26 protein-coding genes are annotated in these 25,068 nt (G+C 39.9%); 16 read left to right on the top strand and 10 right to left on the bottom strand.

Annotated elements, in window-relative coordinates:
* Window positions 1–45: 45 nt before the first annotated feature.
* Window positions 46–618: an adenylate kinase gene (locus tag HW120_RS06670; RefSeq protein WP_177732372.1), complete on the bottom strand. Its 573-nt coding sequence runs from the start codon at window positions 616–618 to the stop codon at window positions 46–48.
* Window positions 619–670: 52 nt separating this feature from the next.
* Window positions 671–1,201, bottom strand: coding sequence for a hypoxanthine phosphoribosyltransferase (gene hpt / locus HW120_RS06665; protein WP_177732369.1), 531 nt, complete (start codon window positions 1,199–1,201; stop codon window positions 671–673).
* Window positions 1,202–1,320: 119 nt separating this feature from the next.
* On the opposite strand from hpt, the gene HW120_RS06660 reads away from it, so the two are divergent.
* Window positions 1,321–1,860: a hypothetical protein gene (locus tag HW120_RS06660; RefSeq protein WP_177732366.1), complete on the top strand. Its 540-nt coding sequence runs from the start codon at window positions 1,321–1,323 to the stop codon at window positions 1,858–1,860.
* Window positions 1,861–1,914: 54 nt separating this feature from the next.
* Here HW120_RS06660 and HW120_RS06655 read toward each other — a convergent pair whose 3' ends face one another.
* The gene (locus HW120_RS06655) at window positions 1,915–3,456 is read right to left on the bottom strand and encodes a T9SS-dependent choice-of-anchor J family protein (RefSeq protein WP_177732363.1); all 1,542 of its coding nucleotides are present in this window, start codon (window positions 3,454–3,456) and stop codon (window positions 1,915–1,917) included.
* Between the two features lie 225 nt (window positions 3,457–3,681).
* Between HW120_RS06655 and HW120_RS06650 the strand changes: the two genes are divergently transcribed.
* The 8 genes from HW120_RS06650 to HW120_RS06615 all read left to right on the top strand — a co-directional run bounded on the left by HW120_RS06650 (window position 3,682) and on the right by HW120_RS06615 (window position 10,087).
* Window positions 3,682–4,839 carry a 5-(carboxyamino)imidazole ribonucleotide synthase gene (locus HW120_RS06650; protein ID WP_177732358.1) on the top strand — a complete coding sequence of 386 codons (1,158 nt, stop codon included), beginning with the start codon at window positions 3,682–3,684 and terminating at the stop codon, window positions 4,837–4,839.
* A 21-nt stretch (window positions 4,840–4,860) separates the two neighbouring features.
* A complete protein-coding gene (gene purE / locus HW120_RS06645) occupies window positions 4,861–5,346 on the top strand; it encodes a 5-(carboxyamino)imidazole ribonucleotide mutase (protein WP_177732355.1) in 486 nt (161 codons plus the stop codon).
* A 158-nt stretch (window positions 5,347–5,504) separates the two neighbouring features.
* Entirely contained in the window at window positions 5,505–7,532 is a 2,028-nt protein-coding gene (locus HW120_RS06640) for a M3 family metallopeptidase (protein WP_177732352.1), read from the top strand.
* Window positions 7,533–7,624: 92 nt separating this feature from the next.
* A complete protein-coding gene (locus HW120_RS06635; RefSeq protein ID WP_177732350.1) occupies window positions 7,625–8,128 on the top strand; it encodes a GbsR/MarR family transcriptional regulator in 504 nt (167 codons plus the stop codon).
* A gap of 56 nt (window positions 8,129–8,184) precedes the next feature.
* Complete coding sequence (locus HW120_RS06630) at window positions 8,185–8,964, top strand: YqjF family protein (RefSeq protein WP_177732347.1); 780 nt, start codon at window positions 8,185–8,187, stop codon at window positions 8,962–8,964.
* Window positions 8,894–9,241 carry a hypothetical protein gene (locus HW120_RS06625; RefSeq protein ID WP_177732344.1) on the top strand — a complete coding sequence of 116 codons (348 nt, stop codon included), beginning with the start codon at window positions 8,894–8,896 and terminating at the stop codon, window positions 9,239–9,241. Before HW120_RS06630 ends, HW120_RS06625 begins: the two co-directional genes overlap by 71 nt.
* Before the next feature lie 18 nt (window positions 9,242–9,259).
* Entirely contained in the window at window positions 9,260–9,646 is a 387-nt protein-coding gene (locus HW120_RS06620; RefSeq protein WP_177732340.1) for a hypothetical protein, read from the top strand.
* A gap of 3 nt (window positions 9,647–9,649) precedes the next feature.
* Window positions 9,650–10,087 carry a hypothetical protein gene (locus HW120_RS06615; RefSeq protein ID WP_177732337.1) on the top strand — a complete coding sequence of 146 codons (438 nt, stop codon included), beginning with the start codon at window positions 9,650–9,652 and terminating at the stop codon, window positions 10,085–10,087.
* A 155-nt stretch (window positions 10,088–10,242) separates the two neighbouring features.
* Here the strand turns inward: HW120_RS06615 and HW120_RS06610 are convergent, their stop codons facing one another.
* Window positions 10,243–11,166: a jacalin-like lectin gene (locus tag HW120_RS06610; protein WP_177732334.1), complete on the bottom strand. Its 924-nt coding sequence runs from the start codon at window positions 11,164–11,166 to the stop codon at window positions 10,243–10,245.
* A gap of 194 nt (window positions 11,167–11,360) precedes the next feature.
* Window positions 11,361–12,176 carry a UbiA prenyltransferase family protein gene (locus HW120_RS06605; RefSeq protein WP_177732331.1) on the bottom strand — a complete coding sequence of 272 codons (816 nt, stop codon included), beginning with the start codon at window positions 12,174–12,176 and terminating at the stop codon, window positions 11,361–11,363.
* A gap of 191 nt (window positions 12,177–12,367) precedes the next feature.
* Between HW120_RS06605 and gcvP the strand changes: the two genes are divergently transcribed.
* From gcvP to HW120_RS06570, 7 genes are all read left to right on the top strand, one after another.
* The gene (gcvP, locus tag HW120_RS06600; RefSeq protein WP_177732328.1) at window positions 12,368–15,217 is read left to right on the top strand and encodes an aminomethyl-transferring glycine dehydrogenase; all 2,850 of its coding nucleotides are present in this window, start codon (window positions 12,368–12,370) and stop codon (window positions 15,215–15,217) included.
* A gap of 147 nt (window positions 15,218–15,364) precedes the next feature.
* The gene (locus HW120_RS06595; RefSeq protein WP_177732325.1) at window positions 15,365–15,745 is read left to right on the top strand and encodes a group III truncated hemoglobin; all 381 of its coding nucleotides are present in this window, start codon (window positions 15,365–15,367) and stop codon (window positions 15,743–15,745) included.
* Window positions 15,746–15,864: 119 nt separating this feature from the next.
* Window positions 15,865–16,923 carry a 3-oxoacyl-ACP synthase III family protein gene (locus HW120_RS06590; protein ID WP_177732322.1) on the top strand — a complete coding sequence of 353 codons (1,059 nt, stop codon included), beginning with the start codon at window positions 15,865–15,867 and terminating at the stop codon, window positions 16,921–16,923.
* Between the two features lie 2 nt (window positions 16,924–16,925).
* On the top strand, window positions 16,926–17,450 hold the full coding sequence (locus HW120_RS06585) for a methyltransferase (RefSeq protein WP_177732319.1): 525 nt from the start codon (window positions 16,926–16,928) through the stop codon (window positions 17,448–17,450).
* Window positions 17,450–18,298: a glycosyltransferase gene (locus HW120_RS06580; protein ID WP_177732317.1), complete on the top strand. Its 849-nt coding sequence runs from the start codon at window positions 17,450–17,452 to the stop codon at window positions 18,296–18,298. The genes HW120_RS06585 and HW120_RS06580 overlap by 1 nt, the downstream gene beginning before the upstream one ends.
* A gap of 72 nt (window positions 18,299–18,370) precedes the next feature.
* On the top strand, window positions 18,371–19,114 hold the full coding sequence (locus HW120_RS06575; protein ID WP_177732313.1) for an MlaE family ABC transporter permease: 744 nt from the start codon (window positions 18,371–18,373) through the stop codon (window positions 19,112–19,114).
* Between the two features lie 2 nt (window positions 19,115–19,116).
* Window positions 19,117–19,881 (top strand): ABC transporter ATP-binding protein, encoded by a 765-nt coding sequence (locus HW120_RS06570; protein ID WP_177732310.1) that lies wholly within the window; start codon window positions 19,117–19,119, stop codon window positions 19,879–19,881.
* A gap of 22 nt (window positions 19,882–19,903) precedes the next feature.
* Here HW120_RS06570 and HW120_RS06565 read toward each other — a convergent pair whose 3' ends face one another.
* From HW120_RS06565 to HW120_RS06545, 5 genes are all read right to left on the bottom strand, one after another.
* Window positions 19,904–20,965 carry a mannose-1-phosphate guanylyltransferase gene (locus HW120_RS06565; protein WP_177732307.1) on the bottom strand — a complete coding sequence of 354 codons (1,062 nt, stop codon included), beginning with the start codon at window positions 20,963–20,965 and terminating at the stop codon, window positions 19,904–19,906.
* A 46-nt stretch (window positions 20,966–21,011) separates the two neighbouring features.
* A complete protein-coding gene (locus HW120_RS06560; RefSeq protein WP_177732304.1) occupies window positions 21,012–21,611 on the bottom strand; it encodes a SprT-like domain-containing protein in 600 nt (199 codons plus the stop codon).
* Between the two features lie 35 nt (window positions 21,612–21,646).
* Entirely contained in the window at window positions 21,647–22,324 is a 678-nt protein-coding gene (locus tag HW120_RS06555; RefSeq protein WP_177732301.1) for an SDR family NAD(P)-dependent oxidoreductase, read from the bottom strand.
* A gap of 45 nt (window positions 22,325–22,369) precedes the next feature.
* The gene (locus HW120_RS06550; protein WP_177732298.1) at window positions 22,370–23,338 is read right to left on the bottom strand and encodes a M28 family peptidase; all 969 of its coding nucleotides are present in this window, start codon (window positions 23,336–23,338) and stop codon (window positions 22,370–22,372) included.
* Between the two features lie 90 nt (window positions 23,339–23,428).
* On the bottom strand, window positions 23,429–25,066 hold the full coding sequence (locus HW120_RS06545; RefSeq protein WP_177732293.1) for a pyruvate dehydrogenase complex dihydrolipoamide acetyltransferase: 1,638 nt from the start codon (window positions 25,064–25,066) through the stop codon (window positions 23,429–23,431).
* Window positions 25,067–25,068 lie beyond the last annotated feature (2 nt).

The following is a 25,068-nucleotide window of genomic DNA, read 5'->3' as shown; positions in this document are numbered from 1 at the left end:
AAATTTTAATATAAATTATTGTATGAATATCGTAAAGGGCAATGCTTATAATTGCTCGATTACACTGCTTAATCTTTCGGTAATTTCCGCGATACTCCCGATTCCGTTAACCGCATGAAATTTATTTTGTCCCTGGTAATACGCAATCAGCGGCGCTGTTTTTTCGTTGTATTCCTGGTAACGGTTTCTGATTTTTTCTTCATCCTGATCGTCTGGTCTTCCGGAAGTTTTTCCTCTTTCCAGCAGTCGTTGTACCAGAATTTCATCGTCGGCCTCTAATGCTATCGTTCCGGTGATTTCCCAGTTTTTTGTTTTCAAAAAAGCATCCAGTGCTTCTGCCTGCGCTAAAGTCCTTGGAAAACCGTCAAATAAAAATCCACGGGATTCCATGTTTTTTTCAACTTCATCCTGTAGCATTTTTATGGTCAGACTGTCCGGAACCAAATCTCCTTTATCAATATAAGTCTGTGCTTCTTTTCCTAATAGTGTTTCGTTTTTAATGTTGTAACGAAATACATCACCTGTAGAAATGTGTTTTAAGTTGTATTTATCTTTTAAAAATTCAGCTTGCGTTCCTTTTCCGGCACCTGGCTTTCCAAATAATACGATATTAATCATTGTTGTTTTTTAAATTGTTGTTTAATGGTATATAGTTATGGTTAACTTCTTTTTATTTTAACTGATAAACTTCCGGAATGTTTCTGCCCAATCCGTCATAATCCAGTCCGAAACCAACAATAAACTTGTTTGGAATTTCCAGACCTATATAATCAATCGTGATATCCTTATCATAAGCCTCCGGCTTTAAGAATAAGGTTGCAAATTTGAGCTGTTTCACATTTCTGTCCTGAAACATTTTTTGCAATTCCACAACCGTATTGCCCGTATCCACGATGTCTTCAATAATCACCACCGTTCTTCCGGTTATATCCTGATTTAATCCGATTAGCTGCTTTACTTCGTGTGTTGTTTCCATACCTTCATAAGAAGCCATTTTCACAAAACTCACTTCACACGGTTTAGGATAATGTTTCATAAAATCTGAAACAACCATAAACGCACCATTAAGCACTCCTACAAAAACAGGAGTCTCCTCACCCATATCCGCAGCAACTTTATTTGCCATTTTTGCAATTGCATCATCAATTTCCTTTGCAGAAAGAAATGGCACAAACTGTTTGTCATGAAGTTGTATTTCCATTGTAACCTTTAGAATAATTGGCAAAGATAATAATTGCAGATGGACTATTGATAATTAACAATTAAGAATTATAAAATTTTAAATTAATTTGTATTTTCGATGAAGATTCTTAGAAAAAAATGAACGAAATTTTCTATACTAAAATTGCGAACAGCACCGCACATCGTGCCAGCAGGGAACAAAACACCGCTTACCTGTTTGAAAATCCCGGTTTATTCAGCGATTTATTTTCGTTAGCCATCAATCTGAAAGACAAAAACCACCACAGAGCCTGCTGGGTCATGGAACTGGTTTTAGAACAAAAACTGGATTTTATCTTTCCGTACACCAACATTTTCTGCGAAACCATCAATAAGTTCACGAACGACAGCGCCATTCGCCCGGTATCCAAAATTGTACTGTTTTTAGTTACCTACAACCATAAAAAGCAGCCTGTTTTATCACAGGACAATCTTCAGAAAATCACCGAAACCTGCTTTGACTGGCTGATCAACGATATGAAAGTAGCCTCAAAAGCCTATGCCATCCAAACCTTATACCTCATTGGCAAAACGGAGGCATGGGTCTATCCGGAATTAAAACAGATCTTATCCCAGGATTTCCCGAACCACACACCTGCCTATAAAAGTGTAGCCAAAAGGATTTTAAAGAAAATCTAAAAAAACAAAGGCAGCTCTAAGAGCTGCCTTTATATTCCCGATCAATTGTCCGGATTATTCTTTAATGATCTTAATTGTTTTCACTAAATCACCGGCATAAACTTTCACCAAATAATTACCTGCTGAAAGATTGCTCATATCGATTTGTGTTTCAGAAAGATTTACTTTTTGAGCCAAAACTTTTTGCCCTAAAAGGTTATAAATCTCAACGGAAGAAATCGTCTCATTATACGCTAAATTCAACGCATTTTTAACCGGGTTCGGATAAGCTCTGAAAGCTGCTTCTGTAAAGCTGGCATTCGCTAAAGAACTGCTAACCGTTACATCATCAAGGTTCAGACCTCTTGCCCAATTTGAAGTTCCTTCAAAAGCAATGAAATATGTTGCCGATGGATTTGGTAATGGTAATGTTACCTGAGTCCAGGCTGTATGTTCAGTAATATAATCAGTCCCTAACTGTACCCATGATCCGCCTGCACTTGTTTTGTAATACACTCTTAATTCGTCGATATCACCAAACCAGTTAACATTTGCATAATAGAAATCCAACTGAGGGCTCGCCACTCCTGTTAAATCCAATGGAGGCGAAACCAGTTTTGTTTTATTACCGGTAGTCGCTGTTCTGAATTCAGCCATTCGCGCTCCGGTTCTTGGTGTAATAGAACTATTTCCGTTTGCAGTAACATAGGTCCAGTTTGCAGTACCCGAAATCGTTTCATTACTCCAGCAGGAAGGAATCGTTGCGTTATCAAAACCTTCCGTAAATGGAAATGCCGTTACCGAAGCACAACTTGTTGTAAATGCTTTAGGACCAACCCAGGCACTGTATGTTCCACTTCCGCAATCTCTTCTCACATAATACTCATAGGCAGTATTAGCTGTTAAGCCGCTTAAAGTAGTAGTAGTTGCCCCAACCACAGGAGGAGCTGCCGTTCCTGATCCTGCCGTAAATCCCGGTGCACCGTATTGTACCTGGAAATTTCCAGTAGCGGCTGTCCACGACAAATCAGCTGTTTGAGAAGTAACTCCTGCAACCAAAGGATTGGTTGGCGCCAAACAAGCCGGTAAAGCCGTTACCTCAACATCATCAATATCAAAATAGAACATGTCTGTTGTTGAAGAATAGAAACCAACATAAATGGTTTGTCCTATATAAGGTGTTAAGTCATATTGGTATTTATAGAAAGAAGCGCCGCTGGATGGTGCTACGTTAGGATCCAATACTATTGTAAAATTAGCCGGAGCTGTTCCTGTTGTAGATATTTTCACACTAATTACCTCCGGAAAAAGCGGATCTCTGCTTCTTCCCCAAAAAGTCAGGAAGTCCGATACACCTGCTGTAACCGTAATAGCCGGTGTAATCAAATAATCATCGTGGGCTGTGGATCCGTATCTGATTCCGGCCGCATTCGTGCCGCTGTGTGCTGTAAGCGTTGTTGAAGAAGCGAAATCGATAATTTGCCAGGTTCCGGTATCACCACCGTTAGCAACTGTCCAACCGGCAGGAATCGTTGTTCCTGCGTCAAAATTTTGTAAGAACTGCCCATAGCTAAACAATGGAGCAAGTACTAGTCCATAAAGTAGTTTTTTAATCATAATATGTGCTTTTTTGATTAAACGTTAGCACAATTTACAATATTTATAATTACCCTACAATTAAATTGTTAAAAAACAACCCATTAATTGGATTTTGTCACAAATCAAACATTATACATGTTTTTAAAACATTTCTTTCAAAAAATAGTATCCGGATCAAAAACAAAAATTATCAATTGTGTTTTATCTTTTGATAAGTATCTTTGCACAACAAACAACAACACAATGAATTATTTTTCTTCCGATTTTAAATTAGGAATTTTAGGCGGCGGACAATTAGGCAAAATGCTTTTGTCTGAAACCCGGAAATTCGATATTCAAACCTATGTATTGGACCCGAGTCCGGAAGCACCATGCCAATTTGGAGCTACCCGGTTTTTCCAGGGTGACCTGATGGACTTCGATACGGTTTACAAATTTGGCCAGTTGGTTGACCTGCTCACCATCGAAATTGAGAATGTCAATCTGGACGCTTTAGATCAATTGGAAACAGAGGGACTAAAAGTTTATCCTTCTCCAAAAACACTGCGCCTGATCCAAAATAAAGGAAGACAGAAAGATTTTTACTTCGCCAATGGTATTCCGACCTCACCACACCAGCGTTTTGTAGACAAGAATGCACTGGCAAAGGCATTGGAAAACGACGAACTGGAATTGCCTTTCGTATGGAAAAGTGCCCAATTTGGCTATGATGGCAACGGAGTAAAGATCATCCGTTCTACTATGGATGTTCTCGATTTACCCGATACGGAATGTATTGCCGAACAAATGGTCCCTTTTAAAAATGAACTGGCAGTGATTGTCACCCGCAATCCTTCGGGAGCAATTAAAACCTATCCTGTTGTGGAAATGGAATTTCACCCGGAAGCCAACCAGGTGGAATATGTGATCTGCCCGGCGCGCATTGACGAAGAAGTTGCCCGTAAAGCCCGGGAAATCGCTTTACAGGTTTCGGAAAAATTCAACCATGTAGGCTTACTTGCCGTAGAAATGTTCCAGACCAAAAACGACGACATATTGGTCAATGAAGTAGCACCAAGACCGCACAATTCCGGTCACTACTCCATTGAAGCCAGCTATACTTCCCAATTTGAACAGCACATCCGCGCTATTTTGGACCTGCCATTAGGCAATACCAACAGCAAAGCAGCCGGAATTATGGTTAATTTAGTAGGCGAAGAAGGTTTTTCCGGCCCGGTAGTTTACCAGAATATTGACAAAATATTAGCCATTGACGGTGTAACTCCGCATATTTACGGAAAACGAGAAACCCGTCCGTTCCGGAAAATGGGCCACGTAACGATCGTTAATGAAGACATTGCCAAAGCCCGGAAAATTGCCGAGGAAGTAAAAAACACCATAAAAGTAATTAGTCAGCAATAGACAAAAAAACAACACACACCAATGAGTAAAGTAGCCATTATAATGGGAAGCATTTCGGATATGCCGGTAATGCAGGATGCCATCGATATTTTAAAAGAATTCGGAATTGAAACGGAAGTCGATATCGTGTCGGCACACCGCACACCGGAAAAACTTTTTGATTTCAGTACCCATGCCCATAAAAGAGGTATCGCCGTAATTATAGCCGGTGCCGGAGGTGCTGCACACTTACCGGGAATGGTTGCTTCCATGTCGCCGCTACCCGTAATTGGCGTACCGGTTAAATCCAGCAATTCTATTGATGGCTGGGACAGCGTTTTATCCATTCTGCAAATGCCGGGCGGTGTTCCGGTGGCAACCGTAGCTTTAAACGGTGCCAAAAATGCCGGGATTTTAGCCGCGCAAATTATCGGCAGTCATGATAAAAACATACAGGACAAAATTTCCGGTTATAAAGAAGGTTTAAAACAAGCCGTTTTAAAGGCATCTGAGAATCTAAACAAATAAAAAAAAGCTCTTGTGGTCAGAGCTTCTTTGGGGCAAAACCGATACAAAAGTACCAGTCAATTTTTTTGTTCAGTTTTGATTTGGATTAAAAAAGGGTTATTTGCAATTGGAATATGTTTTACAAAAATAACACGTTTAAAAACAACAACAAACTATATATGAGCATTTTAACAGAAAAATTCAATACAAAACACAATACTGCGCCTTTCTCAAAAATAAAAACAGCCGATTATGCCGCTGCTTTTACCGAAAGTATTGCACTTGCCCGTGAAGAGATAAACAGCATTACCAATAACCCGGAACCGGAAACGTTTGAAAATACTATTGCAGCTCTGGATTATGCCGGTGAAACACTGGACCGCTTATCATCTGTTTTCTTTAACCTGAACTCGGCAGAAACAAGTGACGAAATGCAGAAAATTGCACAGGAAGTATCGCCGCTTTTAACAGCTTTCAGCAATGACATTACGTTAAATGTCGCTTTATTCGATAGAGTAAAAGCCGTTTATGCACAAATTGACAGCCTGAATCTTACCACAGAACAACATACGCTTTTAACTAAAAAATATAAAGGATTTTCCAGAAACGGTGCTTTATTGGCAGAAGACAAAAAAACACGTTTACGGGAAATCGATGCCGAATTAGCCAAACTATCGCTTACATTCGGTGAAAACGTACTGGCAGAAACCAACAACTACGAACTGCACATTACCAGCGAAAGTGATTTAAAAGGTTTACCGGAAGGAACGATAGAAGCGGCACATGCCCTTGCAAAAAGTCACGACAAAGAAGGCTGGATCTTTACATTAGACCATCCGAGTTACCTGCCGTTTGTAACCTATGCAGACAACCGGGAACTGCGCAGACAAATTGCAATCGCTTTTGGAAGCAAAGGTTTCCAGAACAATCCGTATGACAATCAGGAAATCGTGATCCGTATTGCCAATCTAAGACACGAAAGAGCCAATTTACTGGGTTATGAAACACATGCCCATTTTGTTCTGGAAGAAAGAATGGCTCAAAATCCGGCAAAAGTAAAAACGTTCCTGACCGACTTACTGACAAAAGCAAAACCGGCTGCCGAAAAAGAATTTGCGCAGTTAACCAATTTTGCCAAACAACTGGATGCCATTGACCACCTGGAAAAATGGGACGGCGCTTATTATGCTGAAAAATTAAAACAGGAGCTTTTCAATCTGGATGACGAAAAATTAAAACCGTATTTCCAATTGGAAAACGTCCTGAACGGTGCTTTTGAAGTGGCCGGAAAATTATTTGGCATCACTTTTAAAGAAGTATCCGATATTGACAAATACCATGAAGAAGTACAGACATTCGAGGTAACCGATTTTGAAGGAAATTTAGTAGCGGTATTTTATGCCGATTTCTTCCCGAGAAAAGGAAAACGCAACGGAGCATGGATGACTTCCTTTAAACCGCAATACATACAAAACGGAAAAAATGAACGGCCGCATGTGTCCATCGTTTGTAATTTTACAAAACCAACCGGAACCAAGCCATCATTGCTGACGTTTAACGAAGTGACAACTTTATTCCATGAATTCGGGCATGCCCTACACGGAATGTTAGCCAACACTACCTACCCGAGTCTTTCCGGAACCAGTGTTTTCTGGGATTTCGTGGAATTACCAAGTCAGGTAATGGAAAACTGGTGCTACGAACCGGAAGCTTTGGCTTTATTTGCCAGACATTACCAGACCGGCGCTATTATCCCGATGGAATATGTTGAAAAAATAAAGGAAAGCGCCAGCTTTCTGGAAGGAATGGCAACCCTGCGTCAGCTAAGCTTCGGTTTATTAGACATGGGATGGCACGGTCAGGACCCATCGGCTGTTACGAACATCAAAGCTTTTGAAAACGAACAGTTTGCTTCCACAAAATTATATCCGGACGTAGCCGAAAATGTCATGAGTACTGCCTTTTCGCACATCTTCCAGGGCGGATATTCTTCCGGGTATTACAGCTACAAATGGGCTGAAGTACTGGATGCCGATGCATTTGCTTATTTCCAGGAACAGGGAATTTTCAACCGTGAAGTTGCCCAAAAATTCAAAGACAATATCCTGTCGCAAGGCGGAACGGACCATCCGATGACATTGTATAAAAATTTCAGAGGACAGGAACCAAAACCGGAAGCCCTGTTAAAAAGAGCCGGATTACTATAATTTACAATAACCCGATATGATTTCGGGTTATTTTTTTAAACAAACTTTCAATTATTTTTGAAAGTTTAGAAATTTAGTTATACATTTGTCTCATGGAATTCAACGAAGCAAAAAATAAATTTGTACAAACATGGGGCGCCTTAGGCTCTCAGTGGGGCATTAACAAAACAATGGCCCAGATTCATGCTTTGCTGATGGTTGCTTCCGAACCGCTTTCTATGGAAGACATTATGGAAGAATTAATGATTTCCAGAGGTAATGCCAGTATGAACCTCAGAGGACTGATTGATTGGGGAATTGTATACAAAGAATACAAAGCCGGCGAGCGTAAAGAGTTTTTCACTGCCGAAAAAGATCTGGACGAACTGGCGGTAAAAATTTCCCAGGAAAGAAGCAAAAGGGAACTGAAGCCTGCTTTAAAAATTTTAAAAGAGGTTTCCTCTATAGAAGATATCCAATCTTCCGAAGCCAGACACTTTGTAGAACAGACAACCAAGCTGCATGACTTTGTTTTAAAAGCCGATAATGTACTGGACAAAATCACCGAATACAAAGACAACTGGTTAACCAAACTGGTTCTCAAAATCATGAAGTAAAAAAATTTAAACAAAAGTTTCATTTTTTTCTGAAAGTTTAATAAATACAATAAATTATGAACTTCTTAACTGCACAATGGAAAAACCTGATTATGGCTAATTACACCATCAATCCGGATGTATTACAACAGTATCTGCCCGCCGGAACCGAACTGGATTCCTGGAACAACAAACACTATATCAGCCTAATCGGCTTTCAGTTCAGAAATACCAGGGTTTTAGGGATCCGGGTTCCGTATCATGTCCATTTTGACGAGATCAACCTGCGTTTCTATGTAAAGCGTTTTGAAAACGGGCAATGGAAACGGGGTGTGGTTTTTATCAAGGAAATTGTTCCTAAAAAAGCCATAACACTAATCGCCAATTCGCTTTATAAAGAACATTACAGTACTGCTCCGATTAAACACACCAACAAACTTGACGCCGAAATCCGCACGGTTTCCTACGAATGGCAAAACAAATCCAAATGGAATACTATAGCGGTAAACGCTTATGATTTTCGCAGTGAAATTGATCCGGATACTGAAATCGATTTTATTACCGAACATTATTTTGGCTATACCCGATACACCGAAGAAGTAACATTCGAATATGAGGTGACGCATCCCAGATGGCATTATTATCCGGTAAAAAACTACCGCATTAATGTTGATTTCGAGAGCAATTACGGTACTGCTTTCAAAGCACTAACAAACCAGCAACCGGAATCCGTATTCTTTGTTGAAGGTTCTGATATAACTGTAAAAAACAAAAAAAAGCTGAACCATGAACTACAACATTCCCGCCTACCTGTTCTTTCTGGCGATCATGATCTTCATCATCGTCAGGATTGGTAAAATCTGCTATCAGAACGGAAACATTTTTGTGGCAACCCTTTTACCCAACCACAAGGAATTATGCCAGCAGATCAATAAAGTACTGTTAACCGGTTATTACCTCATCAACATTGGTTACTGCGCGATGACACTGCTCAACTGGGAGAAAATAACCTCTCTGGAAATGCTCTTTGAAAGTGTTGCCCTGAAAACATCCGCTATCATTTTCACCTTAGCGGCTTTACACTATATCAACATTTTTGCAATCAAAAATTACGTTCAAGCAATAATTCAATAACATCAAACATTTACAATTATGGAAACTACCAAAACAATTATCGGTTATGCCATTTATTTACCCATAGCACTATTTCTGACCTATTATGTTTCTAAAACATTATTTAAAAACGGAAAGATTTACATGCTGGACATTTTTAAAGGACGGGAAGAAATTGCCGAAGCCACAAACAAATTATTCGAAACCGGATTCTATCTTTTAAACATTGGCTTTGCCCTTATGATCCTGGAAATGGATGTTTATGACAATACCTATCAAACCCTGATCGAGTTGTTGAGCTATAAAATAGGTGGTTTTGCCATTTATCTCGGCATCATGTTATTCATCAATTTATATTTCTTTTTCAGAGGTAAAAGAAAAGCAAGAGAGGCACAACAGCAGGAAAAAATAATCTTTAAAGCATAAATCATGAACTTTCAGATACCAGACGGCTTATGGATAGCTGCCGGAACAGGCCAGATTTTTACCGCTATGATATATCCGTATATCCGTCATCAGGTTTTTGACTGGTACAACGATGTTAAGCAACTCAAACCGCTCAACCAGGAAATTGCCAAAACATACGGCAGGTATATACAGGGACTGAATTTTTCCTTTGGCATCATTACCATCTTTCTCCGGGAAGACCTGCAGCAAAACACCCGGTTGGCTTTTGCTGTTACAGCCTTAATAGCGGCTTACTGGGTGGGTAAAGTAGCGACACAAATTGCCTATTATCCTATGTATGAAATCCCTCAGAAAATCCATTTTAAAATCGGAAGTTATTTTATGAACGCCCTTTTTCTACTGTTCGCTTCCGTATTTACCGGTTTACTTGTTTTAAAATTAAACACCTTATTATCATAACCGTTTGTTGCGGTGTTTCACAGCAACAAACGGATGCCGGAAAGAAACCATCCGGGAATCAAATCCTTATCCTTAATTAAAAACAAAAACCACGAATAAACATCGTGGTTTTAAGATATGTAGCTGTATGACAGCTGTTGTTAACTGGAAATCAATTAACGCAAGGGTGCTTTTTGGTAAAAAACGTAATCATTCTTTTCGGTCTTATATTTCAACAGTTCCGGCATCTGCGTAGACAGCTCTCCTGTTAAATCATAATGATCCAATACATTCTGATAATCTGTAACAGCGATAACGGCATAACTCAGCACGCTGTTTGGAAACATCCAGTACACGCCGTCTGAACCCTGCATAACGCTTCCGTTCAGTAAAAGAACGCCTACCATTCCCTGAGCAATTGTAATTTCTTTCGACTGCTGGTTAACAAGCTGTGTGGAAAGTTCTCTTTTAACAGTGGTTAACTGCGTTGTTTCATACTTGATTTCGGTAGCAAAGGACACTTTAGCGTAGTACTCGGCTTCAACACTGGCATTATACTGCTGGCTAAGCATGGTACTGGTAATGTTCTCATAACTGTCGGAAGTATTTGATGTCGATTCCGTATATTCTTTAAGAACGGTTCCCTGTGGTGTAAAACCGATAATAAAACGGCCTCTCTTTTCAATCAGTGTTGAAGGCTTATAATCTTCAACATACGTTATTCTCAATTTATCAACTCTGGAACCGGATTTACCGCCAATGGCGACTACACGTATTCCTTTAAGAACGGTTTCTCCGCCTCCGCCGCCGCCGCCGCCGATGGTTCTTCCTTTGTTTGTTGTCAGCATTAATTTATCGATACGCGCTCCGGAACGGATGGTTATTTCTGAGATATATTCATCAGAACTTAAAATTAATGTTCCGGCATCTCCGCCACCGCCACCGCCGTGTTTTTTTCCGTTTATTGTAATTGAATCTACCTCTTTCCCGGCATATATTCCAATTGACTGAATATAATCTGCCGCAAATTCCGAACCGCCATCGCCGCCAAAGGCTTTGATAACCATTCCTTCCGATACTGATACTAATTCTACTTCCATAATGTTTCGATTTGGTTTTTTTACTTACTCATAGGCTTTTCAGTTTCCGCCCCGTTTTGTTGAAGTGCATACCGGCTCACTTTATTCGTTTTTATTGTCTTCCAAACTTATCAAGATAAAAATGGCTGCAACAGCGCATTAATACGCTAAAAACAAAACAAGTAAAACCTACAAAAAGTAAGAATATTCCCTAATTAAGCAAAAGCCAAAACGAGAATCCACCAGAAAACAGGGATGCTCTCTACCCAAAAAGAAGTATAATAGTCCGAGCGCTTCGGACTTGAAAAAACGGTAAAAAGGGCAATTACCGCTATCAGTATCAGGTTAATCCAAAGCTGGATAATCTGAAAATCGCTTTTAAAAAACTCGAGACAGTAAAACGGAATGAGTAAAAACAGATTCAGCATTTTTGTTTTATAAACACCCAGGCGCTGCGGAACCGTTTTTAAAGAAAGGTCGTCATTTTTTAAGTCGATTATCTCAAAAATCATAATCAGGATAATGACCAGTAAAAACCGCTGGAAGAATTTTAGAAACACATCTTGGGAAAGCGGCAGATCGGCATTAAAAATGGGCAGAAACAGTGTAATTCCGGCCCAGCAAAAGGCAACAATATAGATCTTAACCCCGGCCCAGTTTCTTGCATTTCCGAGTTTCGGAAAGAAAGGCAGTGTGTACAGCAATGTTAGCAGCAGGAACCCGAAAGCCAGTAGCTGCGTTTGCCTTTTCAGCAAAAAGAAATAATAAATTGTGCCGGCAAAAGCCAGAACGCTAAGCAGTACTATTGCCTTGAGCTGCCTGCTCATTGTCAGCTTTTTAGAACGCGCCAACGCATCGTATTTCACAAAATTATAGCCCACAATGGTTCCCAGAAAAGCGAACATTGCCATTGGATTATCATACGGAATATGAAAAAAATGAAAGGTCATTTGTACCAGTGCAAAAACAGCAAAGGCAACATGAATACTTCCGTTTATATAAAAATCAAGTAATTTCTTGAGTAGTTGCATACTTACAAAAATAATCAATATGTTAACAACTATTGTATTTGGTTGAAAATTCGGTAAAAAATGGCGTTAAAAAAGAACTTTATTAAGAGATTAATAGCTATTTTTGTTCGCTTAAATACACAACTTAATTACCGTTTGACATATTTGTATTTCAGATACTTCAAACGCCTATAAACAGTACATAAGAACTGATGAGAACAGATGCATTTGCTTTAAGACATTTAGGTCCAAGAGAGAGCGACCTTCAACACATGTTCAAGACCATTGGTGTTAAGGACATGGACCAACTACTTTATGAAACTTTCCCCGACGGAATCCGTTTAAAAAATGATTTACAATTAGACCCGGCATTAACCGAATACGAATACCTGACACACATCCAGCAATTGGGTGCTAAAAACAAAGTATTCAAATCGTATATCGGTTTAGGCTATCATCCGGCTATCGTTCCTCCGGTTATCCAGAGAAACATTTTCGAAAACCCGGGATGGTACACTGCTTATACGCCGTATCAGGCAGAAATTGCCCAGGGTCGTTTAGAAGCTTTATTGAATTTCCAGACTACTGTAATTGAATTGACAGGAATGGAAATTGCAAATGCCTCTCTTCTTGATGAAGGAACAGCGGCAGCAGAAGCAATGGCTTTGTTGTTTGATGTAAGAACAAGAGATCAAAAGAAAAATAATGCCAACAAATTCTTCGTTTCAGAAGAAATTTTACCGCAAACCTTATCGGTTTTAGAAACACGTTCAACGCCAATCGGTATTGAATTAGTTGTTGGTAATCACGAAACATTTGATTTCGCTGAAGATTTCTTCGGAGCGATATTACAATATCCGGGTAAATACGGACAGGTTTATGATTATGCCGGTTTTATTAACACGGCTAAATCCAAAGAAATTAAAGTAGCGGTTGCTGCTGATATTTTAAGTTTGGTAAAACTGACTTCTCCGGGAGAATTAGGTGCTGATGTGGTAGTGGGTACTTCACAACGTTTTGGTATCCCGATGGGTTACGGAGGACCTCACGCAGCTTTCTTCGCAACTAAAGAAGAATACAAGCGTAGTATGCCGGGACGTATTATCGGTGTTTCGCAGGACGTTAACGGAAACCGTGCGCTTCGTATGGCTTTACAGACACGTGAGCAACACATTAAACGTGAAAAAGCGACTTCAAATATTTGTACCGCTCAGGTATTATTAGCTGTAATGGCCGGAATGTACGCCGTATATCACGGACCAAAAGGATTACAATATATTGCCGAAAAAGTTCATGCAGCAGCAGCTACAACTGCCAATGCATTAACAAAATTAGGCATCAGCCAGGTAAACTCTGCTTTCTTTGACACTATCGCTGTTAAAGCCGATGCTGCCAAAGTGAAAGCAATCGCTGAGAAAAACGATGTTAACTTCTTCTATGCCGATGCTGATACTATTTCGATCTCTTTTAACGAAACCACTTCTTTAAACGACATCAATCTGGTAATCGCTATTTTTGCTGAAGCAGCCGGAAAAGAAACCATCACGGTAACAACATTAGACAACGCTGTGCATTTCCCTGAGAAATTAATCAGAACGTCTTCTTTCTTACAACATGACGTATTTAACAGCCATCATTCTGAAACGGCTTTAATGCGTTATATCAAAAAATTAGAGCGTAAAGACTTAGCGTTAAATCATTCCATGATTTCTTTAGGTTCCTGTACGATGAAATTAAATGCTGCTGCAGAAATGTTACCCTTAAGTATGGCTAACTGGAACAGCATCCACCCTTTTGCTCCGGCATATCAGGCGGAAGGCTATTTAACCATGCTTAAAAAACTGGAACAACAATTAAACGTGGTAACCGGTTTTGCCGGAACATCATTACAACCTAACTCTGGTGCGCAGGGAGAATATGCCGGTTTAATGGCAATCCGTGCTTACCATATTTCAAGAGGTGAAGGACACCGTAATGTTTGTTTAATCCCGGCTTCTGCACACGGTACCAATCCGGCTTCTGCTGCTATGGCAGGAATGGACATTATTGTAACCAAAACCACTCCGGAAGGAAATATCGATGTAGAAGATTTAAGAGCAAAAGCCATTCAGCATAAAGACAATTTATCCTGTTTAATGGTAACGTATCCATCTACACACGGTGTTTACGAAAGTTCTATCATTGAAATTACAAAACTGATCCACGAAAACGGAGGTCAGGTATATATGGATGGTGCAAATATGAATGCACAGGTTGGATTAACCAATCCGGCTACTATTGGTGCAGACGTTTGCCACCTTAACTTACACAAAACATTCGCGATTCCTCACGGAGGCGGTGGACCAGGTGTTGGCCCAATTTGTGTTGCCGAACATTTAGTTCCGTTCTTACCTACAAACCCAGTAGTTGCTACAGGCGGCAACCAGGCTATCACTGCTATTTCAGCAGCTCCTTTCGGTTCTGCTTTGGTTTGTCTGATCTCTTACGGTTATATCACGATGTTAGGTGCAGAAGGGCTGAAACAGGCTACTCAGTTTGCTATCCTGAACGCTAACTATATGAAAGCACGTCTGGAAGAGCATTACCCTATTTTATACACCGGAGAATGTGGTCGTGCCGCTCACGAAATGATCGTGGACTGCCGTTCTTTCAAACAAAACGGAATTGAAGTTACCGATATTGCAAAACGTTTAATGGATTATGGTTTCCATGCGCCAACGGTTTCTTTCCCGGTAGCCGGTACTTTGATGATCGAACCGACAGAAAGTGAAGATTTAGGAGAATTGGATCGTTTCTGTGAAGCGATGATTTCCATCAGAAAAGAAATCGAAGCAGCCACTGCAGACGATGCAAACAATGTATTGAAAAATGCACCGCACACGCTGGCAATGCTAACAACTGATCGTTGGGAATTCCCATATTCAAGAGAGAAAGCAGCTTATCCGTTAGAATATATTGCTGAAAATAAATTCTGGCCATCTGTTCGTCGTGTAGACGATGCTTACGGAGACAGAAATCTAGTTTGTTCCTGCGCGCCAATTGAGGCTTACATGGAACACTAAGAATAAATACAAATGAAAAGAGCCGCTGATAAAGCGGCTTTTTTTATACTGCCAAATCATTTTCAGAAACCGTAAGCTATACTCATTATAGCGCAAAAAGACCGTCAATTAATTTTAATTCCTGTGGCGATTCAATAACTTTACAAGATGAATGATATTAATAACAGAGAAGATCTACTGCTGTTAATGCGGAAGTTTTACAACAAACTCTTAACAGACGACAGCATCAGCTATATATTCACGGAAGTTGCCAAAATAGACCTGGAAGCACACCTGCCTCATTTGGCCGATTTTTGGGAACAAACCCTTTTACATACCGGAAGCTATAAAAAAAATGTATTACAGCTCCATCTGGATCTCGATGCGAAAGAATCGCTCACCACTGAACATTTTAACACCTGGCTGCAGTATTTCGATCAAACCGTCACCGAAAACTTTACAGGAGAAAACGCAGAACTTATAAAAACCCGCGCCCTTTCCATTGCCACGATAATGCAGATAAAGATTTCTCAAAAAAATAACAATTAATTTCACTTTCGATAATTTTACACTCTTTTCTACCGTTATTCCGTAATAATTATTTTAAACAAAATTTTTAATTATCAGGGAGTATTTAAAATCAATAACTTAGTATAAAGTTTCCTCATATGAATAGTAAAATAATAGGTTCCGGAAGTTATATCCCAGATATCACGGTAACCAATCTGGATTTCGCAAAGCATCAGTTTCTAAACGATGACGGCTCCCCTTTTCCATATCCAAATGACGTAGTTGCTCAAAAATTCCTGGAAATAACCGGTATAGAAGAACGCCGGTATGTTGAAAGCAATCTCTTAACTTCGGACATTGCCTATTTTGCTGCACAAAAAGCAATTGAAGATGCCGGTATCGATCCCGAAACCTTAGACTACATCATCTTTGCCCACAATTTTGGAAATGTAAAACAAGGCGCTATTCAAACGGATATACTACCCAGCTTATCCTCCAGAGTAAAGCACAGCTTAAAGATTAAAAATCCCAAATGTGTTGCCTATGATATCCTTTTCGGATGTCCGGGCTGGATTGAGGGAGTTATTCAGGCAAATGCCTATATAAAAGCCGGTATGGCAAAAAGATGCCTGGTTATCGGAGCCGAAACATTATCCCGTGTGGTGGACATACACGACAGGGACAGTATGATTTATTCCGATGGCGCCGGTGCTACTGTTATCGAGGCTACAGAAGAAGAAGTTGGTGTTTTAGGACACGAAACCGCTTCCTTTACCTATGATGAAGCTTATTTCCTGTATTTCGGAAATTCTTTTAACAAAACACACGATCCGGATGTACGCTATATTAAAATGTACGGCCGTAAAATATATGAGTTTGCCTTAAGCCAGGTACCGAAAGCAATGAAAGAATGTCTGGACAAAAGTGGCATTCCGATATCGGAGGTCAAAAAAGTACTGATTCACCAGGCAAACGAAAAAATGGATGAGGCGATCATACAGCGGTTTTTCCGCCTGTACAAGGAACCGACACCCAAAGACATTATGCCGATGAGCATCCACAAATTAGGAAACTCCAGCGTTGCGACGGTTCCAACCCTGTACGACTTACTCGTAAAAGGAAAAATTGAAAATCAGGAACTTCATAAAGGAGATGTTATTATCTTTGCATCCGTAGGCGCAGGAATGAACATAAACGCCTTCGTTTATCGATTATAACTATGTACGAAAAAACATTTCCGAACAAAAGATTTAAACACACTTTAGAATTCCTTCAAAAACATATTTCTACTTCCGAGTCGATATTAGACCTGGGAGTAGAAAATCCGTTTTCAAAGATCATGAAAGAAAATGGTTATAGCGTATCCAATACCACAGGGGAAGACCTGGACATCGATCAGTCTTCTTTACATCAAAATGAATACACCGTTACCACGGCTTTTGAAATTTTCGAGCACTTACTGAATCCGTATACAATACTGGAAAACATCCAATCCGATAAACTGGTACTTTCCATTCCGTTACGCCTTTGGTTTTCACCTGCTTATCGCAGCAAAACAGATATGTGGGACAGACATTACCATGAATTTGAAGACTGGCAGCTGGACTGGCTTTTAGAAAAAACAGGCTGGAAAGTACTGGACCGTCAAAAATTCACCAATCCGGTAAAACAAATCGGAATCCGCCCTATACTACGCCGTTTCACGCCGAGATATTACATTGTTTACGCTGAAAAAGTAAAATAATGAGGTATTATATCATTATACCGGCACATAATGAAGCAGCCTATATCGCTTTAACCTTACAATCGTTAGCCGGGCAGACAGTACTACCCGAAAAAGTGGTGGTGGTGAATGACAATTCAACCGATGATACCGAAGCAATTGTAAACGATTTTTCCCGGAAATATCCCTGGATTTCTGTGATTGAAAAAAAATCGGATGCGATTCATTTACCCGGAAGCAAAGTCATCCAGGCATTTCAAAAAGGACTGGAAGTTATTGACGACAATTATGACATTCTTGTAAAACTGGACGCCGATTTAATTTTGCCCGATAATTATTTTGAAACCATAATCGCTGCTTTCCAAAAAGACGAACGCGTTGGCATGGCCGGCGGATTTGCCTATATTGAAAAAAACGGCGACTGGATATTGGAAAACCTGACCGATAAAGACCACATCCGCGGGGCTTTTAAAGCCTACCGAAAAGCGTGTTTCAATCAAATAGGCGGTTTAAAACCTGCTATGGGATGGGACACCGTTGACGAATTGCTGTGCAAATTCTACAACTGGAAAGTTGTTACTAACAGCACTTTAAAGGTTAAGCATTTAAAACCTACAGGAGCCAACTATAACAAAACAGCCCGCTACAAACAGGGAGAAGCTTTTTACAGTCTTCGTTATGGTTTTTTCATTACTGCCATTGCTTCCTTAAAGCTGGCTTTATTAAAAAAGAAGCCGCTTTTATTTGTGGATTATATCGTTGGTTTTTTCAAGGCATGGCGTCATAAAAAGGCTTATCTGGTTACTCCGGAACAAGGCCGTTTTATCCGGAAATACCGCTTGCAGAAAATGAAATCGAAGTTGCTGTAAGCCAAAAAACTCCCTATTCATACCCCATAACTCGTAACTTATTGGTATTTTAGCCAAGATTTATTAAACATTATGATTCGATATCTATCTCAAATAGGAAAATACTTTCTGATGTTGAAGGAAGTCTTCAACAAACCGACAAAATGGTCGGCGATGAAGCAGCTGATTTTTAAAGAAATAGATGATTTGATTATCGGTTCTCTTGGAATTGTTGCTTTTATCTCATTCTTTGTTGGAGGTGTTGTCGCCATACAAACGGCTTTAAATTTAACCAATCCGCTAATCCCGAAATACCTTATTGGTTTTGCTACAAGACAATCGGTGATTCTTGAATTTGCCCCTACTTTTATCTCCATCATTATGGCCGGTAAAATGGGTTCTTTTATCACTTCCAGCATTGGAACAATGCGGGTTACCGAACAGATTGATGCGTTGGAAGTAATGGGTGTAAACTCCCTGAACTACCTTGTTTTTCCAAAAGTAATTGCTTTACTCTTGTATCCGTTCGTTATCGGACTGAGTATGTTTTTAGGAATATTAGGCGGCTGGATTGCCGGTGTTTACGGTGGTTTTGCTTCCAGTGACGAGTTTATGACCGGGTTACAGGTAGAATTTAACCCGTTTCACGTTACCTACGCCTTTATCAAGACGGTTGTTTTCGCTCTTTTACTGGCAACAATCCCTTCCTTCCATGGCTATTACATGAAAGGCGGTGCTCTTGAAGTAGGTAAAGCCAGTACAACTTCATTCGTCTGGACGAGTGTGGCAATTATTCTGGCCAATTATATTTTAACACAATTACTTTTAACCAATTAGAAATGATAGAAGTAAAAGATATAGAAAAATCATTTGGTGAATCCAAAGTACTAAAAGGCATTTCTGCCATTTTTGAAACCGGAAAAACCAATCTTATCATTGGACAGAGTGGTTCCGGAAAAACGGTACTTTTAAAAAGTTTACTGGGAATTCACACGCCCGACAAAGGAACCATTTCCTTTGACGGCAGAATTTATTCCGATCTTACCAATGATGAAAAGCGTGATTTGCGTACCGAAATCGGAATGGTATTCCAGGGTAGTGCGCTTTTTGATTCGATGACGGTAGAAGAGAATGTTGGTTTCCCTTTAAAAATGTTTACCAACAAAAGTCCGAGAGAAATCCAGGAACGCGTTGATTTTGTTATTGAGCGTGTCAAACTGATTGATGCACATAAGAAAAAACCATCCGAAATTTCCGGAGGTATGCAGAAACGTGTGGCTATTGCCCGTGCAATAGTAAACAATCCGAAATACCTGTTTTGCGATGAGCCCAACTCCGGATTGGATCCTAAAACCTCTATTGTAATTGACAACCTAATTAAGGAAATTACGGAAGAATACAATATTACAACGGTGATCAACACCCACGATATGAACTCCGTTATGGAAATTGGCGAAAAGATCATTTTCCTGAAAGAAGGTGTCTTAGCCTGGGAAGGAACCAAAAAAGAAATTTTTAAAACCGACAATGAAGCCATTGTTGATTTCGTATACTCTTCGAACCTGTTTAAAAAGGTACGAAAAGCACAAAACAGAGAATCATAAAAAAAGAGCCATACGGCTCTTTTTATTTTTTATCCAATAAGGTACTGATTTTCTTGATCTCCTGCTCTTTCTCTTTAGGGAAGATCAACAGCGTATCGTCTTTATCCACAATAATAAAGTCACTCAGCCCGTTAATTACCACCAGTTTCTTTCCTTCGGTACGAATAATATTATTGGATGCATTCTCCAAGATCATGGTCGCATTTACAACCGCATTAAACTGCTCGTCTTTCGGTAGTTTTTCATGTAATGAACCCCAGGTACCCAAATCGTTCCAATCGAACGTTGCCGGCAATACATATACATTTTTTGCTTTTTCCAATACCGCATAATCGATCGAGATATTTTCGGCATCAGCATAATGCTCATTGATAAACTCCTGTTCACGGGAAGTATTATAATAGGCTTTTCCTTTTTCAAACAAACTTACCATTTCCGGTAAAAAGGTATCAAAAGCTTCTATAATGGACTGTACGCTCCAGATAAAGATTCCGGCATTCCATAAAAAGTTTCGGCTTTGAATAAAGCTTTTTGCAGTGGTATAGTTTGGTTTTTCTCTAAACTGAACGACTTTTTTTATCGGATTATTATCCAGTTTATTAAACTCGATATAACCGTAACCGGTATTCGGGAAAGTCGGTAAAATCCCCAAAGTCATCAACACATTGTCTTTTTTACAACATTCAAACGACCGCTCCAGGTTTGCTATAAATTGTTCTTCATCCTCTATCCAGTGATCGCTTGGCGCAACTACCATTAAGGCGTCCGGATTTTGCTTTTGAATTTTTAAAGAAGCAAACAATATACAAGGTGCTGTATTTCGCATTACAGGCTCTAAAATCACCTGATCCTGCTTTACCTGAGGCAATTGTTCCAGCACCAGCTGATTGTAACGCTCATTGGTTAAAATCAGAATATTTTCTGCGGGAATTATCTTGGAAAGTCTGCTAAAGGTCTTTTGAATTAATGTTTCCCCGGTTCCTAACATATCGTGAAACTGCTTTGGGAAATCGACAGTACTGACTGGCCAGAATCGGGATCCGACTCCACCGGCCATTAATATTGCATAATAATTTTTATTCATTGTAAAGTACCACTTTGCACGTGGCTTTTATTTATTTTCTGTTCGTTTAGTTCGGCAATAATTCTACTTCAGCATTGGGGTTAAAAAGATATACTCTTCCCGAACTCACTTCCATACATTCAAAACGTTTGATTCGCTGTGCTCCTTTTTTAAAGATTCTGCCATTATGAATACGAAAAACACTTCCATACGGAATCTCAAAGATATAATTTTTATCGTTTGCGGGGTCAAATTGTTTTAAGGCTAATGCTAAAGTTGCATCGGTATCGCTGCTCGCTTTCGGATTCCGGAAATGTCTTGCCAGTAACGGCAGCAATTGTCCCGGAAAAATCTCCGGACGCAAATAGGGAACCATTAAACGCTGAAAAGTAAGCTTCCATTCATCGCCATGCGGTTTTATATTTCTGCCAAATTTTTCAAAAGCAACCAAATGGGCAATCTCATGAATCAATGTCATCAAAAACCGGTATTTATTCAAACTGGCATTTACGGTAATCTGATGGTAACCGTCGGGATGTTTTCGGTAATCGCCATGACGGGTTACCCTTTCATTCACAATTTTCAGATGGACACGATTTGCCTTAATAAGCTCAAAGATATTGTCCAAAGCATGTTCCGGTATGTAGGGAGCTAATTTCTCTTTCATCTTCTTTCCTGGCTTTTACCTTTCTTCTCGTTGTATTATGGTGTTGTAGAAGAAACCTGCAACACTTTTCCGTTGTAATATTTATTCCCGGTAAGGGCAAAATTATAGATATAATCCGCCATTTCCGTTGCCGAAACCGGGGCTTCATAACCCGGGAATGCTTCCTGCAGCATTTCGGTTTGTACCGCACCCAATGCCAGAACATTAAACGAAATACCGTTTTCCTTATATTCTTCTGCCAGTAATTCCGATAACGTAATCACCGCTCCTTTACTGGAACTGTAAGCCGCCAATCCGGCAAATTTCATACTTCCCTGAATTCCTCCCATGCTGCTTATGGTGACCACATGGCTTCCTTTTTGCAAATAGGGCAAACAAATTCTGGTCAGGTTAGCAACACCAAAAACATTTACTTTATAGATATTTTCAAATTCCTGAGCTTCAATTTCAGCAAACGGTTTTAATAATAAAGAACCGGCATTATGAATGATGATGTCTACTGTTTTCCAGGAGGTCACGATAAATTGTTTCACCTTTTCCAGTTCTGCCTCTACTGATAAATCAACGCTTAAACACGTAATCTTTTCATTTTCCAATAGCACCTGCGGTTGTTTTCTTGAAATAGCTAAAACATTGTGTCCGGCTTTGGCAAACTGCAAGGCTAATTCATATCCTATCCCTCTGCTGGTTCCTGTTATTATAATATTTTTCATTTTTTATGGTAATCAAAAGGATGCTGCAACACCTCCTTTTTTGCATTAATTTAATTTGATTTCTTTTTCTTTAGAGTTGGTCATACCTTCTACAGCCGGAATAATTTCCTGTGCATAGGCAGCCATGTGTGCCGTATCCATCAGCTTGAACTCATCAAAAACATGGTGGTAATATTCAAAATTTTCAAAATCGAATGTCGATACTGTTTGTGCCGGCACATGGAATTCCACAAAGAACGGGTAATTATCCGATGCCATAAACAGGCGGTACTGCAATTCAACCGGTAAAAAACCTACTGTATTCTTTCCGGTATATTCATTTATTTTTTTAGCCATATTCGATTTTCCGAATCCGGTTATATACGAAGCAAAATCTCTTTTCATCGGTACGCCAAGCATTTCAAAATTCAGCATGGAATACAGGTTAAAGTTTTGTGCTTTCAGTTTCTTCGCTAAATGATACGATCCCAGCAATCCTTTCTCTTCTGCCGAGAAAAAAACAATCAGCAGGCTTCTTTTGTTGGTTTTATTTTTGGCAAAGTATTTAGCGACTTCGGAAGCTACCGTTGTTCCGGAGGCATTATCATTTGCCCCGTTTGCAATATTATCGCCATTGATTGCTTTTTGTGCCAATCCGATATGATCGTAATGCGCCCCGATAATCACATATTCCTTTTTTAGTTTCGGATCATTCCCTTCAATCACCCCTACAATGTTATAAGCCGGTTTGTCGAAGTTTCCAAGAGTATCTCTATAGGTTTTAAAATAGGGCTTAATATTGTTATCCTTAAGCATCTTTTCTAAAAACTGCGCCGCTTTTTCGATTCCTTCACTTCCGCTATCACGTCCCTGTAGTTCATCTGAAGCCAGGTATTCCAAAGTACCGGAAACCGATTTCTGTTGTACCTGATAAGCCGTTTTAACAGCCGTAACCGATTTATCATCCGCTTTTTTAGTATTGGATGTTGAACATCCTAAAAACAAAAAGGGCAAAAAGTAGAGTATTTTTCTCATTGAAAATATTTTTTACACTTTTGCTAAAATAAGAAAAATCCCGTCTTGAAATTCAGGACGGGATTTTATTTATTGTGATAATTTCCGGAATTAGGCAAGCATTGTCACCGGATTTTCCAAATATTGTCTTAGTGTTTGTAAAAACTGTGCTCCGGTAGCTCCGTCAACAGTTCTGTGATCGCAGGCTAACGTTACTTTCATTGTATTCCCGACAACGATCTGTCCGTTACGAACTACTGGTTTTTCAACAATAGCTCCTACCGAAAGAATAGCGGAGTTCGGCTGGTTGATGATTGATGTAAATTCAGTAATACCGAACATTCCCAGGTTAGAAACAGTAAACGTACTTCCTTCCATTTCTGCAGGCTGTAATTTTTTGTTTCTTGCTCTTCCGGCAACATCTTTTACATTAGCCCCGATTTGAGACAACGTCAGCTGGTCTGCAAAACGCAATACCGGTACTACCAATCCGTCTTCAACAGCAACTGCTACTCCGATGTTCACATGGTGGTTGATAACGGTTACATCATCTTTCCATTGTGAATTTACCTGCGGATGTTTTTTCAATGCCATGGCACAGGCTTTGATAACCATATCGTTGAACGAAACTTTCGTTTCCGGCAATCCGTTGATCATTTCACGGGAAGCGATGGCATTATCCATAGCCACTTCAATGGTCAAATAATAGTGCGGTGCAGTAAACTTCGATTCGGCCAGTCTGCGGGCAATTGTTTTACGCATTTGTGAGTTTTTCACTTCTTCTGCATAAACTTCTCCTGCCGGAACAAATGGTTTCACCTGTGGTGCAGCCGCTGCAGTTGTTTGTTCTGCTGCTTTTTGTGGCTGTGCTGCCGCTGCGGTTTGCTGCGGTGTATAATTTTCAACGTCTTTCTTAACGATACGTCCGTTTTCACCGGAACCTTTTACCTGAGAAAGATTAACGCCTTTTTCCTGAGCTACTTTTTTCGCTAACGGAGAAGCAAAGATTCTGCTGTTATCCGCTGCCTGTGATTCCGCTGCTACTGCTGTTGTTTCTGTTTTTACCTCAGCTGCTTTTTCTTCAGCCGGAGCTTCAACATTTCCTCCAGAAGTATAATTGGCTGCAATTCCGGCAACATCTGTTCCCGCAGGTCCGATGATTGCCAGTATACTGTCTACCGGAGCTGTTTGTCCTTCTGCAACACCAATATATAATAGTGTTCCGGAATTGAACGATTCAAACTCCATAGTCGCTTTATCCGTTTCAATTTCAGCAAGGATATCACCTTCCGCAACAGTATCCCCGATTTTCTTCAACCAGGTTGCCACTGTTCCGTCTGTCATGGTATCACTTAAACGCGGCATGGTTACCACTTTTACTCCTGCAGGAATAGCTGCAGCTGCCTGTGGTGTATCGGAAGTTTTGGTTTCTTCCGCTTTTGCCGGAGCTTCTTCTTTAGGCGCTGTGGCTTCTTTTCCGCCACCATTCAATAGTGCCGAAATGTCTTCTCCCGGTGTTCCGATGATTGCAAGCAATGCATCTACCGGCGCCGATTCTCCTTCATGAATTCCTATATGTAACAAGGTACCGGAATTGAATGATTCAAATTCCATGGTCGCTTTGTCTGTTTCTATCTCAGCAAGAATATCGCCTTCTTTAACAACATCTCCTACTTTCTTTAACCAGGTCGCTACAACACCTTCTGTCATGGTGTCGCTTAAACGTGGCATGGTAATAACTACTGCCATAA

Source organism: Flavobacterium inviolabile (assembly GCF_013389455.1).
GTDB classification, from domain to species: Bacteria; Bacteroidota; Bacteroidia; order Flavobacteriales; family Flavobacteriaceae; genus Flavobacterium; species Flavobacterium inviolabile.
Note: the sequence above shows the minus strand (reverse complement) of the source record. Positions and strands in the feature narration are given on the sequence as shown.

What these genes read in the sequence shown, in the direction of transcription:
- HW120_RS06545 (WP_177732293.1), bottom strand. Translation starts at nt 25,066, where the DNA reads ATGGCAGTAGTTATTACCATGCCACGTTTAAGCGACACCATGACAGAA.
- HW120_RS06650 (WP_177732358.1), top strand. Translation starts at nt 3,682, where the DNA reads ATGAATTATTTTTCTTCCGATTTTAAATTAGGAATTTTAGGCGGCGGA.
- HW120_RS06625 (WP_177732344.1), top strand. Translation starts at nt 8,894, where the DNA reads ATGAACTACAACATTCCCGCCTACCTGTTCTTTCTGGCGATCATGATC.
- gcvP (WP_177732328.1), top strand. Translation starts at nt 12,368, where the DNA reads ATGAGAACAGATGCATTTGCTTTAAGACATTTAGGTCCAAGAGAGAGC.
- HW120_RS06560 (WP_177732304.1), bottom strand. Translation starts at nt 21,611, where the DNA reads ATGAAAGAGAAATTAGCTCCCTACATACCGGAACATGCTTTGGACAAT.
- HW120_RS06615 (WP_177732337.1), top strand. Translation starts at nt 9,650, where the DNA reads ATGAACTTTCAGATACCAGACGGCTTATGGATAGCTGCCGGAACAGGC.
- HW120_RS06575 (WP_177732313.1), top strand. Translation starts at nt 18,371, where the DNA reads ATGATTCGATATCTATCTCAAATAGGAAAATACTTTCTGATGTTGAAG.
- HW120_RS06630 (WP_177732347.1), top strand. Translation starts at nt 8,185, where the DNA reads ATGAACTTCTTAACTGCACAATGGAAAAACCTGATTATGGCTAATTAC.
- HW120_RS06660 (WP_177732366.1), top strand. Translation starts at nt 1,321, where the DNA reads ATGAACGAAATTTTCTATACTAAAATTGCGAACAGCACCGCACATCGT.
- HW120_RS06635 (WP_177732350.1), top strand. Translation starts at nt 7,625, where the DNA reads ATGGAATTCAACGAAGCAAAAAATAAATTTGTACAAACATGGGGCGCC.
- HW120_RS06580 (WP_177732317.1), top strand. Translation starts at nt 17,450, where the DNA reads ATGAGGTATTATATCATTATACCGGCACATAATGAAGCAGCCTATATC.
- HW120_RS06640 (WP_177732352.1), top strand. Translation starts at nt 5,505, where the DNA reads ATGAGCATTTTAACAGAAAAATTCAATACAAAACACAATACTGCGCCT.
- hpt (WP_177732369.1), bottom strand. Translation starts at nt 1,201, where the DNA reads ATGGAAATACAACTTCATGACAAACAGTTTGTGCCATTTCTTTCTGCA.
- HW120_RS06590 (WP_177732322.1), top strand. Translation starts at nt 15,865, where the DNA reads ATGAATAGTAAAATAATAGGTTCCGGAAGTTATATCCCAGATATCACG.
- HW120_RS06605 (WP_177732331.1), bottom strand. Translation starts at nt 12,176, where the DNA reads ATGCAACTACTCAAGAAATTACTTGATTTTTATATAAACGGAAGTATT.
- HW120_RS06620 (WP_177732340.1), top strand. Translation starts at nt 9,260, where the DNA reads ATGGAAACTACCAAAACAATTATCGGTTATGCCATTTATTTACCCATA.
- HW120_RS06655 (WP_177732363.1), bottom strand. Translation starts at nt 3,456, where the DNA reads ATGATTAAAAAACTACTTTATGGACTAGTACTTGCTCCATTGTTTAGC.
- HW120_RS06550 (WP_177732298.1), bottom strand. Translation starts at nt 23,338, where the DNA reads ATGAGAAAAATACTCTACTTTTTGCCCTTTTTGTTTTTAGGATGTTCA.
- HW120_RS06595 (WP_177732325.1), top strand. Translation starts at nt 15,365, where the DNA reads ATGAATGATATTAATAACAGAGAAGATCTACTGCTGTTAATGCGGAAG.
- HW120_RS06565 (WP_177732307.1), bottom strand. Translation starts at nt 20,965, where the DNA reads ATGAATAAAAATTATTATGCAATATTAATGGCCGGTGGAGTCGGATCC.
- HW120_RS06670 (WP_177732372.1), bottom strand. Translation starts at nt 618, where the DNA reads ATGATTAATATCGTATTATTTGGAAAGCCAGGTGCCGGAAAAGGAACG.
- HW120_RS06610 (WP_177732334.1), bottom strand. Translation starts at nt 11,166, where the DNA reads ATGGAAGTAGAATTAGTATCAGTATCGGAAGGAATGGTTATCAAAGCC.
- purE (WP_177732355.1), top strand. Translation starts at nt 4,861, where the DNA reads ATGAGTAAAGTAGCCATTATAATGGGAAGCATTTCGGATATGCCGGTA.
- HW120_RS06585 (WP_177732319.1), top strand. Translation starts at nt 16,926, where the DNA reads ATGTACGAAAAAACATTTCCGAACAAAAGATTTAAACACACTTTAGAA.
- HW120_RS06570 (WP_177732310.1), top strand. Translation starts at nt 19,117, where the DNA reads ATGATAGAAGTAAAAGATATAGAAAAATCATTTGGTGAATCCAAAGTA.
- HW120_RS06555 (WP_177732301.1), bottom strand. Translation starts at nt 22,324, where the DNA reads ATGAAAAATATTATAATAACAGGAACCAGCAGAGGGATAGGATATGAA.